Origin of the sequence: Polynucleobacter brandtiae (genome assembly GCF_002797575.1) — a bacterium.
Taxonomy (GTDB): domain Bacteria; phylum Pseudomonadota; class Gammaproteobacteria; order Burkholderiales; family Burkholderiaceae; genus Polynucleobacter; species Polynucleobacter brandtiae.
The window spans coordinates 266848-280970 of the sequence record NZ_PGTX01000003.1; the positions used below are offsets into that span (position 1 = coordinate 266848).

Genomic DNA, 14123 nt, shown 5'->3' on the forward strand with positions numbered 1-14123 from the left:
TAAGATGAAGTGGGTAATTCCAATTGCACTACTAATGATTGTAGGGAGTTTAGGCTCTGCCCTTTACTTCATGATGAAAGATAAAGGTAGTAACTCTAGAATGGTGCACTCCCTTACCCTACGAATTGGGCTTTCTGTTTTGCTCTTTCTAGGCATTTTGATTGCACACTACTTTGGATACATCGAAGCTACTGGGATTCGCGTTGGCACTTGATGCATCAGCAAGAAACGCCAATCTAAATTAAATCGGGGCTACATGCCCCGATTATTGGTTTCTCTACATCCAATACACTGCGATGTATAAGCCTAACCAGACCACGTCTACAAAGTGCCAGTACCATGCAGCACCTTCAAACGCAAAATGATTGTCAGCCGTAAAGTCACCGCGAATCATCCGGCGTAATACGATGGCCAAGATCGTTCCGCCTAAGAAGACATGAAAGCCATGAAAGCCAGTCAACATAAAGAAGGTTGAGCCATAAATACCAGAGGTCAGCTTCAGATTGAGTTCATGATAAGCATGGTAGTACTCATAAACTTGGAAACCCAAGAAAATAACACCCAAACCTACGGTAGCAGCCAAACCAATAATGGCTTTCTTCATGTGATTTTGCACAATGGCGTGGTGGGCAATCGTGATAGTGACACCGGAGCTCAATAGCAATAAAGTATTAATAGTTGGAATCGGCCATGGGCCCATCGTAGTAAATTTCTCTACCAGTCCAGCTGGGCCGTCGTTAGGCCATACCGCCGTGAAATTAGGCCAGATCAACTTACTTTCTACATCACCCATCCAAGGCATTGCAATATTACGAGCATAAAACAAAGCAGAAAAGAAGGCTGCAAAGAACATGATCTCAGAGAAGATAAACCAGGCCATTGACCAGCGATACGATACGTCAACGTTAATGCCATTCTTTCCAGAGTTAGCTTCAGAAATCGTATCGCCAAACCACTGATAAAGTACAAACAAAACCCAAAGCACGCCCACAGCGGTGACGGGTCCTCCCCATGAGGCTTGGTTTACCCAGCCTGACATACCAAAACCGAAGGCTACAAGACCAAGTGCCGCCATTACAGGGTGGCTTGATAGCCCAGGAACAAAATAGTATGGGGTTGAATTGGATGACATCTGACTCTCTCTATTCAATCAAAAAAATAATCAATGGGATACAACAGCTTTAACAATGAGCAGTAATACGCTCATAAAAATAAGGGCGCCAATAACACCAGCAATGATGATGTGCACAAAACTCAATGAGGCAACATCCTCCTGCAAACCTGACTGCTTTCGCACGCCTAAAAAGCCCCACAACACCGCTTTCATGGACTGCAAAAAACTACTTTTCTTTTTCATGACTTAGACTTTGGGGTAGTTGACCCAGCAGGCTGCTGACCAACACCTAATTCAAAAAAAGTATATGAGAGGGTAATCGTTTTGACATCCGCAGGCAATCCCGCATCAATCACAAATACTACCGGCATCTTTCTCATCTCATTAGCTGTCAATGTTTGCTCCTGAAAGCAAAAGCACTCCAGCTTAGTAAAAAATTCAGTCGCGGTTTTTGGGGCGTAACTCGGAATCGCTTGGGCTTTTACTGAGCGACCTAAATTATTGGTCACCTCGTACACAATCTCTGTCATTTCACCGGGATGAACTTCTAAATAGTTCTTCACCGGCTTAAAGGTAAATGGTCCACGACTATTCGAGTCAAACTCGATAGTGACCTTACGCGAATAGTCAACTTGGGTATTACCCACTTTATTTGCACTGAAGGCACGTGTACCGTAATCATTTTTACTGGTCACTACATTGATGCCGGTAACTTCGCACAAAGCTTTATACATGGGTACCAAAGCATACCCAAACCCAAACATCATCACTGCAGCAATGAGCAGCTTCAGTAGAATTTGGCGGTTTAAAGATGCAATAGCTGACATACGTGATGATTGGGGATTAACCCAACATACTCCGCTTGATCAAAATACCAATAAAGAAAATGATCGCAACACTCAATAGAATGAAACCCAATCTACGATTATTCGCAGATTGGATCTCTTTGAGTGTCTGCTTAGATTCCTGCTGCATGTAACTCTTTGGCATCAGGAGGTGTTTCAAAAGTGTGATGTGGCGCTGGCGATGGAATAGTCCACTCTAAACCTTTAGCACCATCCCATGGCTTCATAGGTGCTTTTTCACCATGGCCACGATAAGCTGGCATCACAACAAATACCAAGAAGTACACCTGAGATAAACCAAAACCAAGTGCGCCAATAGAAGCAACCATGTTGAAATCAGCAAACTGTGTTGGGTAGTCTGCATAACGACGTGGCATACCCGCAAGACCTAAGAAATGCATTGGGAAGAAAGTAATATTAAAGAAAATCATGGATGTCCAGAAGTGGATCTTGCCACGCGTCTCATTGGCCATATAGCCAGTCCACTTTGGACACCAGTAGTAGAAGCCAGCAAACATCGCAAATAGCGATCCAGCAACTAAAACGTAGTGGAAATGGGCAACCACATAATAGGTATCCTGCGCACCAATATCAATTGGCGCTAGTGCCAAAATCAAACCAGTGAAACCGCCCATAGTAAATACGAAAATAAAGCCGACCGCCCATAACATCGGGGTTTCAAAGGTCATAGACCCTTTCCACATTGTTGCAACCCAATTAAAAATCTTCACACCCGTTGGAACTGCGATCAACATCGTGGCATACATGAAGAACAGTTGACCAGTTACTGGCATGCCTGTTGCAAACATATGGTGAGCCCAAACAATGAAGGACAGAATTGCAATGGATGAAGTTGCGTAAACCATTGAGCTGTAACCAAACAGGGTTTTTCTGGAGAATGCAGGAATAATCTCACTCACGATTCCAAAAGCTGGAAGAATCATGATGTAAACCTCAGGATGACCGAAGAACCAGAAAATGTGCTGGAACATGATCGGATCACCGCCACCGACTGCAGAGAAGAAGGATGTACCAAAATGACGGTCTGTCAACACCATTGTGATTGCGCCAGCCAATACTGGCATTACAGCAATTAACAAGTAAGCCGTAATCAACCAAGTCCAGCAAAACATGGGCATTTTCATCAATGTCAAACCGGGGGCGCGCATGTTCAAAATGGTAACGATGATATTGATCGAGCCCATGATCGAAGAAGCGCCCAACAAATGGAGGGCAAAAATAGCCATATCTAGGCCTGGCCCCATCTGTGATGTCAATGGCGCATATAAAGTCCAACCACCGGCAGGAGCACCGCCAGGAGCTAAGAATGAACCAAACAGTAAACATGCGGCCACTGGCAGGATCCAGAAGCTAAAGTTATTCATACGGGCAAAAGCCATGTCAGAGGCACCAATTTGCAATGGAACCATCCAGTTTGCAAATCCCACAAATGCCGGCATGATCGCACCGAAAACCATAACAAGACCATGCATGGTTGTAAGCTGATTAAAAAACTCGGGGCGGAAAAACTGGAGGCCCGGCTGGAATAACTCCAGACGAATACCTAAAGCCATTACGCCACCAGCTAACAAACTAACAAAAGAAAAAATCAGATACATCGTACCGATATCTTTATGGTTGGTAGCAAATAACCAACGACGCCATCCATGCGGCGTGTGGTCATCATGTGCGTGATCGTGTGCGTGGTCGTGTGTTGTAGAGACTGTGCTCATGGATTACTCCGGTTTAATTTAATGTCTATCAATTAATAAAAAGAATTATTTGCCTGCGCGTGTAACAACGATGTCTTGAGTCTGAATTACTTCACCCGTCTTATTACCCCATGCGTTACGGGTATAGGTAATGACCGCAGCAATATCGCCATCAGAAATCACACCAGACCATTTCGGCATTGCATTTTTGCCGTTCAACAAAATGTTGTATTGCCCTTCTTTGGGACCCAATACAACTTTACTGGCATCTAGAGCAGGGAATGTGCCCGCGCCCTTACCGTTTGGCTGGTGGCATGCAGCACAATTTGCGGCATACACTTTGGCGCCGCGCTCTTTTTGCTCATCTAGCGTGTAAACCTTAGATGGATCATCTGAGGCTGCCGCCATTTCTTTTTTCTTCTCTGCAACCCATGCGGTGTAATCTTCTGGCGAAACTACGCGGACAACAATCGGCATAAACGCATGCTGGGCACCGCATAACTCTGAACATTGCCCGCGGAAGGTACCGATTTTTTCTGCTCTGAACCAAGTATCGCGAACAAATCCAGGAATGGCATCTTGCTTTACGCCGAATGCTGGAATTGTCCATGCATGAATAACGTCGTTAGCCGTAGTAATTAAACGAATTTTTTTGCCAACTGGGACAACCATTTCTTTATCAACTTCCATCAAATAGGTATTTGATTTGGGCGCGAGGTTGTTGATTGATTCACGGGATGTCGACAATGTGGAGAGGAAGTTAATTCCTTCGCCTTCGCCTTTGATGTAGTCGTATCCCCATTTCCACTGATATCCAGTGGTCTTGATGGTGATATCTGAATTGGTGGTGTCTTTCATAGCAACCACCGTCTTGGTTGCTGGTAATGCCATTCCAATGACGATAAGCAATGGAATGACTGTCCAAATAATTTCGACAGTGGTACTTTCGTGAAATGAGGCAGATTTTGCACCCAATGATTTGCGGTGTTTGAGGATTGAATAAAACATCACGCCAAATACGCCAACAAAAATTACTGCGCAAATAACCAACATCATCCAATGTAGCCAATGAATCTCTTGCATAATTTTTGTTGCAGGTGCAGCAAAATTGAGCTGCATTACCTGTGGGCCACCCGGCATATTCTCGGAAGCAACTGCCATTGCAGCACCAAATGCGCCTACTAAATAGAGCAATGCTCTAGTGACTTTTCCAAATAAATTCATCTTATTCTCTGTTTGTTGTCTTAAAGTCTGTAGCAATCCTGCTTCAGGTGATCCAAAAGAACGATTTCGATCTAATAACTAGTACCAAGATTATAGGGTTATTTAAGCTTTGTAACAAACCCAGCAACACTGACAGTCTTCAGGCCTCATAAAGCTTATATAGATAGTAAACACTCACACTCAATTAGAATCAATTGTTGTCTTGCGTTGTATTTGCTTTGGATCGATATAAGCGATGTGATCTTGTACCTTGGCCAGGTGTTTGCCAAGTGCCCAAGCATGCCCATAAACTATTTCCAAGGTGAGTTTTTTGGGTAAATCTGCCACCCTTGAAATTCTGTCGCCCAACGATGAAACCAACTTTAACGCTATCGCATCAGTGATCAGGAGTTCATCAGCAACATATTCCAAATGGAGAAACTCCATGTCCATCACAGGATCAGAAAAGCGCTCCCCAAGCAGGGCATCCCCCATGTCATGCATATCCCACGGGCTAGCCAATTGCTGGGTAGGCATCAGTTCAGCCAAACCCACAACATGCAGCTCCTTTCCGGTATCGGGGCCAAGATAGCTAAATGAGAGTAAGCCACCCTCTTTCAGCACCCTCCAACACTCCCGCAAGAAATACTTTGGGTCAGGAAGATCTTGGATCAACAAAGTACTGAAAACCAAATCAACAGAATGGTCAGGAAGCCCAATGCGACCTGTTTTTTCATAATCCGACATTGAGACAAATGTCCCTGCCCTGAATCGAGAATTCCACCAGCGCCTCACCCTGAATTTCCAACGGGCAAAACCGGATATTCCTGACTCTGGGGCACTATGAAAACGTACGCCCGGAAAACGCTTTGAAAGAAAGTGCGCATGCAGACCTAGGAAATCTGGAAGCACTAAGACATCCTTTACCTCTAACTTCACGATGTCTAATTTTTGCAGCATTCGGTCTGCAATTTCGTCTTGAAGCCATGCTATTGATTGGGTCATTGCGTGAGTATACTCAGCGCCCCATGCGCCGATTCGAGAACATTGTCCAAGCCTTTTGTGCACATCTATTGCCACACGCCTGCATCGTCTGTGGGCATTATCAAGAACAAGCACTTTGCCTTTATTGCAGTGCGCTATTGGCAGAAAATCAGCTCTATCACTACGAGTGCTGCCAAAAATGCGGCATTACCATGACTGCAAGCGAACTCGCGCAGAAATGCTGTCAAGAGTGCCTGCTGAACCCACCATTTTTTGATGAGACATACTGCTTAGATCGATATGACGGAATACTGCAAGCGGCATTACATCAATTGAAATATCAACGCCGCCTAGCCTGTGCTTATGGGCTGGCAATGGCATGGAATGAGCGAATGATGGAGCCGCTTCAGGCTATTGAAGCCGACTTCCTCTTTCCTGTACCCCTTAGCCAAGAAAAACTCTGCTTTAGGGGCTTTAACCAAAGCTGGGAACTCGCCAGAAGAATTCATTGTGGCGTCAATATTAAAAAGCAAGCCCATGTTTTAATGCGCCACCATCACACCCAACATCAAGCTACTGAAAATAGAATCAACCGCCATAAAGCGATTCGCGATATGTTTTATGTCAATCCACAATATCAAGCATTATTACAAGGCAGTAGCATTGTGATTTTTGACGATGTAATGACTAGCGGAGCCACCCTGAACGAGATCGCTCGCGTTCTGAAGGACAATGGCGTACGTCGGGTTATCAATTGGGTTCTACTGAGAACACTAAGATCCTCCAAGCAACTCAGAAACTAAAGTGCAAAACATGTTCAACATTGTTTTATTCGAACCAGAAATACCACCCAATACTGGCAACATTATTCGTCTATGTGCCAACACAGGGGCCAAGCTCCACTTGATTGAGCCACTGGGTTTTCCTATGGAAGATGCCAAGCTACGTAGGGCTGGACTCGACTATCATGAGTTCGCCAAGGTAAAGGTGCACCCAAACTGGCAACAGTTTCTGGTAGACGAGCAACCGAAGCCTGACCGTATTTTTGCATTGACCACCAAGGGCTCTGGAAAGTTTCATGATGGTCAATACTTGGCGGATGATTATTTTGTTTTTGGCTCTGAAACAAAAGGAATCAGCGATGAGGTGCGAAGTTCTATACCAATACCCAACCAGATGCGCTTAGCAATGTACGCTAGTAGTCGTAGCTTGAATCTATCCAATACGGTTGCAATTGTGGTTTATGAAGCATGGAGACAAAACGGGCTTACTGGCGGTGCTTGATTCTCAACTAAGTTTCAACGGTGGGATCGCGACCCATCAATTTTTTCACAGCCTGATCTGGTGCCAACTTTCCTGACAAGACATCACCCATCATCGCAGTAATGGGCATCTCCACTCCTAAGCGAGTGGCTAAATCTGCAACAGCGGAGGCGCACAAAACACCTTCGGCAACATGTCCTAGGCTCTTTAATATTTCCGGCAAAGACTTACCTGCCGCTAAGGCAAGACCTACACGGCGATTACGTGATAAGTCGCCTGTCGCAGTCAAGATTAAATCACCTACCCCAGTGAGCCCCATACATGTCTCAGGCCTTCCGCCGGCAGCTTTTACAAGGCGCATCATTTCTGCAAGCCCCCGAGTCAATACTGCAGCTCTTGCATTGAGCCCAAGATCCAAACCGTCACCGATACCCGCTGCAATAGCGAGTACATTTTTAATGGCACCGCCTAATTCAACGCCAACCAAATCATCGCTGGCGTAAATTCGCATATTGCCATGATGAAAAGCAGCTTGAACAATGCCACATAAATCAGCAGATCTACTCGCTACCGTCAAGGCACAGGGCATACCACTGCCAACCTCTTGAGCGAAACTAGGCCCGGACACTACGCCATATTGATGTTGTAAGCCGCGACTATGTAGCCGATCTTCACGCTCAACAACTTGGTGTGGCAGTAAGGTCGTGATGGGTTCGAGACCTTTACATAACCAAATAATATTCAGTGAATGTTTCGCAGCATCTAATACCCGCGCAACGGTTTCTGACAATCCTGACATCGGGGTGGCTATCACCAGCAGGTCATCTGCAGAAAGCCGTTCAATCGCCTGCTGAAAGTCCGCCTCTAATCGAAGTTCTTGAGGCAACAAAACCTTTGGGAGATAAGCGGTATTCTCACCCGTCTTCTCAATACCCTCGAGCTGCCCGGCACTTCTTGACCATAAGCAAACATCGCCTGACTGCAAGTGACGCGCAGCTTGTGCAGCCATAGCAGTGCCCCAGGAACCAGCTCCAAGCAGTGTCACTTTCATGGTCTGCGACCTTTTATCCGGCTTAGTTAGGGAGGGTTCCCTTACTTTCTTCGACAGCGGCTAGTTGAGCCTGCATCATGCGATGCTCATACATGCCGTGGAAATTCATCTCATTTAAGTGGATTGGCTGGAAGCCCGCACGACTGATTGTGTCTGCAATATTTGAGCGTAAATAGGGATACAAAATAGTTGGGCAGGCAATACCAAGCATTGGATCAATTTGTTCTGGCGGGATATTGTTGAATTCAAAAATACCTGCTTGTTTTGCCTCAACCAAAAACAGCGCTTTGTCATCCACCTTAGCAGTCACCGTAGCGATCAAAGCCACTTCAAAAATATCATCGCTCAATCGAGTCACTGCAACATCTACCTCAACCTCAACCTGGGGCTCTGCTGCAACCAATAAAATTTGCGGTGCATGCGGCTGCTCTAAAGATAAATCTTTGAGATAAATTCGTTGAATCCGAAAACCGGGCTCTTTTGAGTTATCCACATTATCTTGGACTGGAATGGTCTGATCGGTCATTGCAAACTTTCTAATTGAATTTTTTAAGCTAATAATGGGTCAAGCTGGCCGGCACGATCTAAAGCTACCAGATCGTCATAACCACCCACATGGGTATCGCCGATGTAAATTTGAGGAACTGTGCGACGACCTGTACGAGTCATCATGGTTTCGCGCTGAACTGGATCGCGATCAATCAAGATTTTCTCAAGATTGGTAACGCCCTTCTTTTGTAGGAGCTTTTCTGCCATCACACAGTAGGGGCAAACTTGGGTGCTATACATGGTCACTGTGGGCATGATTTAGTCTCCGGAAATCAATTATTTAACGAGAGGGAGCGCTGCAGCCTGCCAAGCCTGCACACCACCATCTAAAGTGCTTACCTCTGCAAAACCCATTTTTTGCACTTCTGCAAGGGCCTTGCGTGAGCTAACACCTGTTCCGCAAACCAGAATTAGTGGATTTTTACGGTCTAACTTGAGCTTTTCAAGATTGGCAGTCAGTTGATCTACAAATATATTCTTTGCGCCTGGTAAGTGGCCCGCTTTAAATTCAATATTGGGGCGAAGATCAACCACGGCTGCTTTTCGACGATTTATCCAAATCGTCGCCTCAGCAGGAGACAAGCCTTTTCCGCTAATAAGCGTAGATAATGTAGGCAGGAAAAGCGCTAAGCCAGATACTAGTAGAAGGGCTATAAGCGCTAAATTATCAATTTGTGTGAGAAAGTTCATCACCGGATTATAGAATGGCTCTATGAAACAACTTGTCCTTATTCGTCATGGCGAATCCGCCTGGAACCTCGAAAACCGTTTTACCGGCTGGGCAGACGTTGACTTAACCCCAAAAGGGACTGAACAAGCCCTGGCAGCCGGAGAAAACCTCCGCAAAGCAGGATATGAGTTTGATGTGGCTTACACCTCGGTATTAAGGCGGGCCATTAGAACCTTATGGCATGTTCAAGACACGATGGATTTAATGTGGCTCCCTGTTGTGCACAGCTGGAGACTTAATGAGCGTCACTATGGCGCCCTCACCGGCCTGAACAAAGCAGAGACGGCTGCCCAATATGGGGATGCCCAAGTACATATTTGGCGCCGCTCCTATGATGTTCGTCCGCCACTATTGGAAGCTAATGATGAGCGCAATGCGCATCTGGACCGTCGCTATTCAAAATTGAATCCCGGTGACATCCCTTTAGGTGAATGTTTAAAAGACAATGTCGAGCGCGTGCTCCCCTTGTGGAACGAGTCCATTGCCCCAGCCCTTAAGGCTGGCAAGCGGGTATTACTAGTTGCACACGGCAATAGTATTCGCTCTTTAATTAAGTATTTGGATCAAGTCTCTGATCAGGACATTATGGAAATTAACGTCCCTAACGGCATTCCACTTGTTTATGAGCTTGATGACAATCTCAAACCAATTCAACATTTTTATCTCGATTAGGGTAAAACTAGTACATGCGCCAATTTATGAAAAACTTCGCCCTTATTGCTGTCGGCCTCATAGCCGGGGTTGCAGCAACCATTCAGCTATCAGCAACTGCACAACAGGGTTCAACACTGCCCCTAGATGAGTTGCGCACTTTATCGAATGTTTTTGCTCAAATCAAGCGCGAATATGTTGAGCCAATCGAAGACAAGCAATTACTTACGGATGCCGTCAAGGGTATGGTGAGTAGTCTTGATCCACATTCCACTTATTTAGACAAAAAAGATTTCTCTGAAATGCAGGAGCAGACTTCAGGTAAGTTTGCGGGCCTCGGAATTGAAATCACCTCTGAAGATGGTGTGGTTAAAGTACTGAATCCAATTGAAGATAGCCCTGCGGCACGTGCCGGCCTCCAAGCGGGTGATCTCATTACCCGCTTAGACGACAAGCCCGTGCGTGGCATGTCGTTGGATAAAGCCGTTCGTACAATGCGTGGCGCACCCGGTACAAAAATTACCCTAACAGTATTTCGTAAGAGTGAAGATCGCAGTTTCCCAGTAACGATCACGCGCGCTGAAATTAAAGTGCAATCGGTAAAAACGAAGATTTTAGATAACAACATCGCTTGGGTGAGAGTGACTAGCTTTCAAGAGCGCACCGTTCCTGATTTAGCTAAGAAATTAACCGAGATTGCCAATCAAGATCCTAAACTTAAAGGCGTTATTCTGGATCTCAGAAATAATGGCGGCGGCCTATTGCAAGGGGCAGTTGGTGTCGCAGCGGCATTTCTACCTGCAGATGCGGTCATCGTTTCCACTAAAGGCCAAACGGCAGACTCTAAGCAAATATTTAATGCTACGCCTGCTATGTATCGATTGAGCGAACCCGGAGATCCTCTAGCCGGAGTACCTGCAATATTTAAAAAATTGCCTATGGTTGTTTTAGTTAATGCCTATTCTGCATCCGCCTCTGAAATTGTTGCTGGCGCTTTGCAAGATTACAAGCGTGCAACCATTATTGGTAAGACTACCTTTGGCAAAGGATCAGTTCAAACAGTACGCCCCCTAACGAATGATTCTGCTTTAAAGATCACTACTGCTTATTACTACACCCCCACTGGTAAGTCTATTCAAGCCTACGGTATCAAACCGGATATTGCTGTTGATCAGAATAAAGATGGCGATCCTGATGACGTATTGATTACCCGTGAGATTGATAGTGAGAAGCACTTACGCAATAAGCAATCTTCAGAGGAAAAATTGGCTGCTGATCGTGAGAAGCGTCGACTCGAAGAGTTGCAGCGCATTGAAGAAAAGAACGCTAAGAAAACACCCGAAGAAAAAGAAAAAGATAAGGCCAAAAAACCAGTGGAGCTGGGTAGTGCGGATGACTTTATGCTGACTCAGGCAGTGGCTTTTATTAATGGCGACCCTGTAAAGCGCTCTGCTTCTAAGCTTGAGTAATCTACACAGCACTATTACAGTTTCTCAATGAATGATGGGCAGTTACTTCGCTACTCAAGACATCTACTGCTAGATGAAATTGATGTGCTGGGGCAAGAGAAGCTGCTAGCCGCTCGCGTGCTGATTATTGGTGCCGGCGGCTTAGGTAGTGCGGCGGCACCCTATCTTGCTGCTGCGGGCGTTGGAACAATGACATTAGTAGACCATGACCTGGTTGAATTGACTAATCTGCAACGTCAAATCATGCATACGGAACATTCTCTTGGGAAAAGTAAAGTAGATTCGGGAAAGCAGTTTCTACTGGGCTTAAATTCTGAGCTAATCATTCACGCTATTCAAGAAAAAGCATCTGAGACTTTACTCAACTCGCTGCTACCCGGCATCGATATCGTATTAGATTGCACGGATAACTTTGCTACTCGCCAGATCATCAATGCAGCATGCTTTCATCATCGAGTACCGCTAGTTTCTGGCTCAGCATTAAAGTTTGATGGACAGCTCAATGTCTTTGATGCTCGAAATACGAAATCCCCTTGTTATGCCTGCCTCTTTTCACCTCAAGAGCAATTTAAAGAAGTAAATTGCTCTAGCATGGGCATCTTCTCTCCTTTAGTCGGCATCATTGGTACTATGCAAGCCGCACAAGCCTTGCAATTACTCATTGGGTTTGGTCAGCCACTAGTTGGAAGAATGCTACTTTGGAACGCACACAATACACAAATTGATGAAATTCGACTTACTCGAAATCCGGAATGTCTGGTGTGTGGGAATGCGCGAACCCCCACTAAGTCGTTCGAGAATTAAGCCATCAAGTTTTCTAAGGCAATAGCCTGATCTTGTGGCTCTATAGCCATCAAGAGTGCTGGAATTCGGGACTTCAATGCAGCGACGTTAGCTTTCAAAATCTCCCGCTTGACCAGCAGTAATTGACTGAAGTGCATCGAGAAATCCGTTAGGCCTAGACCCAATAATAGTTTTGTCATCGTAGGATCACCAGCCATTTCGCCACAGACTGCTACAGGTATATTCGCACGCTTTGCCTGATTGATAATGTTGTAGAGCAAGTTCAGAATTGCTGGATGAAAGGGGTCGTAAAGGTGTGCCACTGCATGATCTGATCGATCAATCGCTAACGTGTACTGAATTAAATCATTTGTACCAATAGACAAGAAGTCAAAACGATTGATAAACAAGGGAAGCACTAAAGCGGCCGCTGGAATTTCAATCATCGCACCCACTTGAATGTTCGGATTAAAAGCTTGTCCTCGTTGCAGTAGTTGCTGCTTCGCTTTTTCTATCAGGCGTAATGTCTCATCAATCTCTTTGACATGGGCTAACATCGGAATCATGATGCGTGCCTGGCCATAGGCTGAGGCACGTAGGATCGCCCTTAACTGCGTGAGGAAAATTTCTGGCTCGGTTAAGGACCAACGGATGGCCCGTAATCCCAATGGCGAAGTACCTGTTTTAGATAAATCAGAGCCTGCGCCTAGGGCCTTATCCGCGCCCACATCGATCGTCCGAATATTGACAGGTAATCCATGCATCAAATCTACAACCTGACGGTACTCTTGATACTGACGCTCTTCATCTGGGAGCGCCTGATTGCGATCCATGAATAAGAATTCAGACCGAAATAAACCAACACCAATAGCGCCTAAATCAACCGCATGCGTCGCATCTTCTGGCAACTCAATATTGGCTAGTAATTCAATGGCTACATCATCCACTGTTTTAGTAGGTGTCAGTTTGAGGTCTTGTAACTTCTCAATTTCAGCCTTTGCTTTTGCTTGCAGAACTCGGTATTGGGCCAGTAATTGCTCATCAGGAGCAACGACAACAACACCGTGCTCACCGTCAACCACCAACCAGTCGCCATGACGAATCATCTCGCTAGCGTGGCGTACGCCTACTACCGCAGGTATTTCCATGCTTCTCGCAACAATTGCAGTATGCGATGTTTTACCACCTAGATCAGTTACAAAACCCGTAAAAGCATGCTCTTTAAATCGCAACATATCGTGTGGCGCGATGTCATGAGCAACAATAATAGAATCTACGCCCACATCTCTTAAAGATGGCGGCTCCTTGCTCTCTAGATTCTCTTTCTTTTGTGAACTGAGGGCCTTGAGGATACGCTCTGCTACCTGACGAATATCATTCGCCCGCTCTTTGAGATAGGTGTCCTCAATCTCTGAGAACTGCTCCAATAGATCATTGAGTTCAGTCGTTAAAGCCCAGGCCGCATTTAACCGCTGCGTCCGAATCAGCTTGAGCGGCTTCTCTGCCAATGCAGGGTCAGCTAGGATCATCCCGTGTACATCTAAAAATGCAGCCATTTCTTGTGGCGCATCTTTGGGTAAGCCTTTGTGTAATTGGGCTAACTCCAGGCGTACTTGCTCAAAGGCATCTAACAATCTTTGCGCTTCTGCCTCTTCTTGACCAACCTCAATCAAATAGTGACTCACCTCTAATGCCGCACGAGAGATCAACACAGCTCTGCCAATAGCAATACCGTTCGATACTGGAATACCGTGCAAAGCAAAAGTCAC

18 protein-coding genes are annotated in these 14123 nt (G+C 45.6%); 6 read left to right on the forward strand and 12 right to left on the reverse strand.

The window, feature by feature from the left end; all coding sequences use genetic code 11:
- The first annotated feature begins 4 nt into the window (after positions 1–4).
- Entirely contained in the window at positions 5–214 is a 210-nt protein-coding gene (locus tag B0G85_RS07380; protein WP_100379801.1) for a twin transmembrane helix small protein, read from the forward strand.
- A 63-nt stretch (positions 215–277) separates the two neighbouring features.
- Here the strand turns inward: B0G85_RS07380 and B0G85_RS07385 are convergent, their stop codons facing one another.
- The 7 genes from B0G85_RS07385 to B0G85_RS07410 form a co-directional block, all read right to left on the reverse strand.
- Positions 278–1132 (reverse strand): cytochrome c oxidase subunit 3, encoded by an 855-nt coding sequence (locus B0G85_RS07385; RefSeq protein WP_100379802.1) that lies wholly within the window; start codon positions 1130–1132, stop codon positions 278–280.
- 30 nt (positions 1133–1162) lie between these two features.
- Complete coding sequence (locus tag B0G85_RS07390; protein ID WP_100379803.1) at positions 1163–1357, reverse strand: DUF2970 domain-containing protein; 195 nt, start codon at positions 1355–1357, stop codon at positions 1163–1165.
- Positions 1354–1941 carry a cytochrome c oxidase assembly protein gene (locus tag B0G85_RS07395; RefSeq protein ID WP_100379804.1) on the reverse strand — a complete coding sequence of 196 codons (588 nt, stop codon included), beginning with the start codon at positions 1939–1941 and terminating at the stop codon, positions 1354–1356. Before B0G85_RS07395 ends, B0G85_RS07390 begins: the two co-directional genes overlap by 4 nt.
- A 16-nt stretch (positions 1942–1957) precedes the next feature.
- Positions 1958–2089, reverse strand: coding sequence for a cytochrome oxidase small assembly protein (locus B0G85_RS10410; protein ID WP_232725984.1), 132 nt, complete (start codon positions 2087–2089; stop codon positions 1958–1960).
- A complete protein-coding gene (ctaD, locus tag B0G85_RS07400; protein WP_100379805.1) occupies positions 2073–3692 on the reverse strand; it encodes a cytochrome c oxidase subunit I in 1620 nt (539 codons plus the stop codon). Before ctaD ends, B0G85_RS10410 begins: the two co-directional genes overlap by 17 nt.
- Positions 3693–3737: 45 nt before the next feature.
- Positions 3738–4895, reverse strand: a complete 1158-nt coding sequence (gene coxB, locus B0G85_RS07405) for a cytochrome c oxidase subunit II (protein ID WP_100379806.1) — start codon at positions 4893–4895, stop codon at positions 3738–3740.
- Positions 4896–5075: 180 nt separating this feature from the next.
- Positions 5076–5879 carry a methyltransferase domain-containing protein gene (locus tag B0G85_RS07410; RefSeq protein WP_100379807.1) on the reverse strand — a complete coding sequence of 268 codons (804 nt, stop codon included), beginning with the start codon at positions 5877–5879 and terminating at the stop codon, positions 5076–5078.
- Between the two features lie 23 nt (positions 5880–5902).
- Between B0G85_RS07410 and B0G85_RS07415 the strand changes: the two genes are divergently transcribed.
- Positions 5903–6661: a ComF family protein gene (locus B0G85_RS07415; RefSeq protein WP_100379950.1), complete on the forward strand. Its 759-nt coding sequence runs from the start codon at positions 5903–5905 to the stop codon at positions 6659–6661.
- Positions 6662–6671: 10 nt separating this feature from the next.
- A complete protein-coding gene (gene trmL / locus B0G85_RS07420) occupies positions 6672–7142 on the forward strand; it encodes a tRNA (uridine(34)/cytosine(34)/5-carboxymethylaminomethyluridine(34)-2'-O)-methyltransferase TrmL (RefSeq protein WP_100379808.1) in 471 nt (156 codons plus the stop codon).
- Between the two features lie 7 nt (positions 7143–7149).
- On the opposite strand, the gene B0G85_RS07425 is transcribed toward trmL, so the two are convergent.
- Genes B0G85_RS07425 through B0G85_RS07440 form a run of 4 tightly spaced genes read right to left on the reverse strand, consistent with a single transcriptional unit; the run spans position 7150 to position 9411 of the window.
- Complete coding sequence (locus B0G85_RS07425) at positions 7150–8172, reverse strand: NAD(P)H-dependent glycerol-3-phosphate dehydrogenase (RefSeq protein ID WP_100379809.1); 1023 nt, start codon at positions 8170–8172, stop codon at positions 7150–7152.
- Positions 8173–8194: 22 nt separating this feature from the next.
- The gene (gene secB / locus B0G85_RS07430; protein ID WP_100379810.1) at positions 8195–8698 is read right to left on the reverse strand and encodes a protein-export chaperone SecB; all 504 of its coding nucleotides are present in this window, start codon (positions 8696–8698) and stop codon (positions 8195–8197) included.
- A 23-nt stretch (positions 8699–8721) separates the two neighbouring features.
- Positions 8722–8976 carry a glutaredoxin 3 gene (grxC, locus tag B0G85_RS07435; RefSeq protein WP_100379811.1) on the reverse strand — a complete coding sequence of 85 codons (255 nt, stop codon included), beginning with the start codon at positions 8974–8976 and terminating at the stop codon, positions 8722–8724.
- A 21-nt stretch (positions 8977–8997) separates the two neighbouring features.
- Complete coding sequence (locus B0G85_RS07440; RefSeq protein ID WP_100379812.1) at positions 8998–9411, reverse strand: rhodanese-like domain-containing protein; 414 nt, start codon at positions 9409–9411, stop codon at positions 8998–9000.
- Positions 9412–9433: 22 nt separating this feature from the next.
- Here B0G85_RS07440 and gpmA point away from each other — a divergent pair, with 22 nt between their 5' ends.
- Genes gpmA through B0G85_RS07455 form a run of 3 tightly spaced genes read left to right on the forward strand, consistent with a single transcriptional unit; the run spans position 9434 to position 12375 of the window.
- Entirely contained in the window at positions 9434–10123 is a 690-nt protein-coding gene (gene gpmA, locus B0G85_RS07445; RefSeq protein ID WP_100379813.1) for a 2,3-diphosphoglycerate-dependent phosphoglycerate mutase, read from the forward strand.
- 14 nt (positions 10124–10137) lie between these two features.
- Positions 10138–11571 (forward strand): S41 family peptidase, encoded by a 1434-nt coding sequence (locus tag B0G85_RS07450; protein ID WP_100379814.1) that lies wholly within the window; start codon positions 10138–10140, stop codon positions 11569–11571.
- A gap of 27 nt (positions 11572–11598) precedes the next feature.
- Positions 11599–12375, forward strand: a complete 777-nt coding sequence (locus B0G85_RS07455; protein ID WP_100379815.1) for a HesA/MoeB/ThiF family protein — start codon at positions 11599–11601, stop codon at positions 12373–12375.
- On the opposite strand, the gene ptsP is transcribed toward B0G85_RS07455, so the two are convergent.
- Entirely contained in the window at positions 12372–14123 is a 1752-nt protein-coding gene (gene ptsP / locus B0G85_RS07460; RefSeq protein ID WP_100379816.1) for a phosphoenolpyruvate--protein phosphotransferase, read from the reverse strand. The two genes, B0G85_RS07455 and ptsP, sit on opposite strands and share 4 nt — an antisense overlap.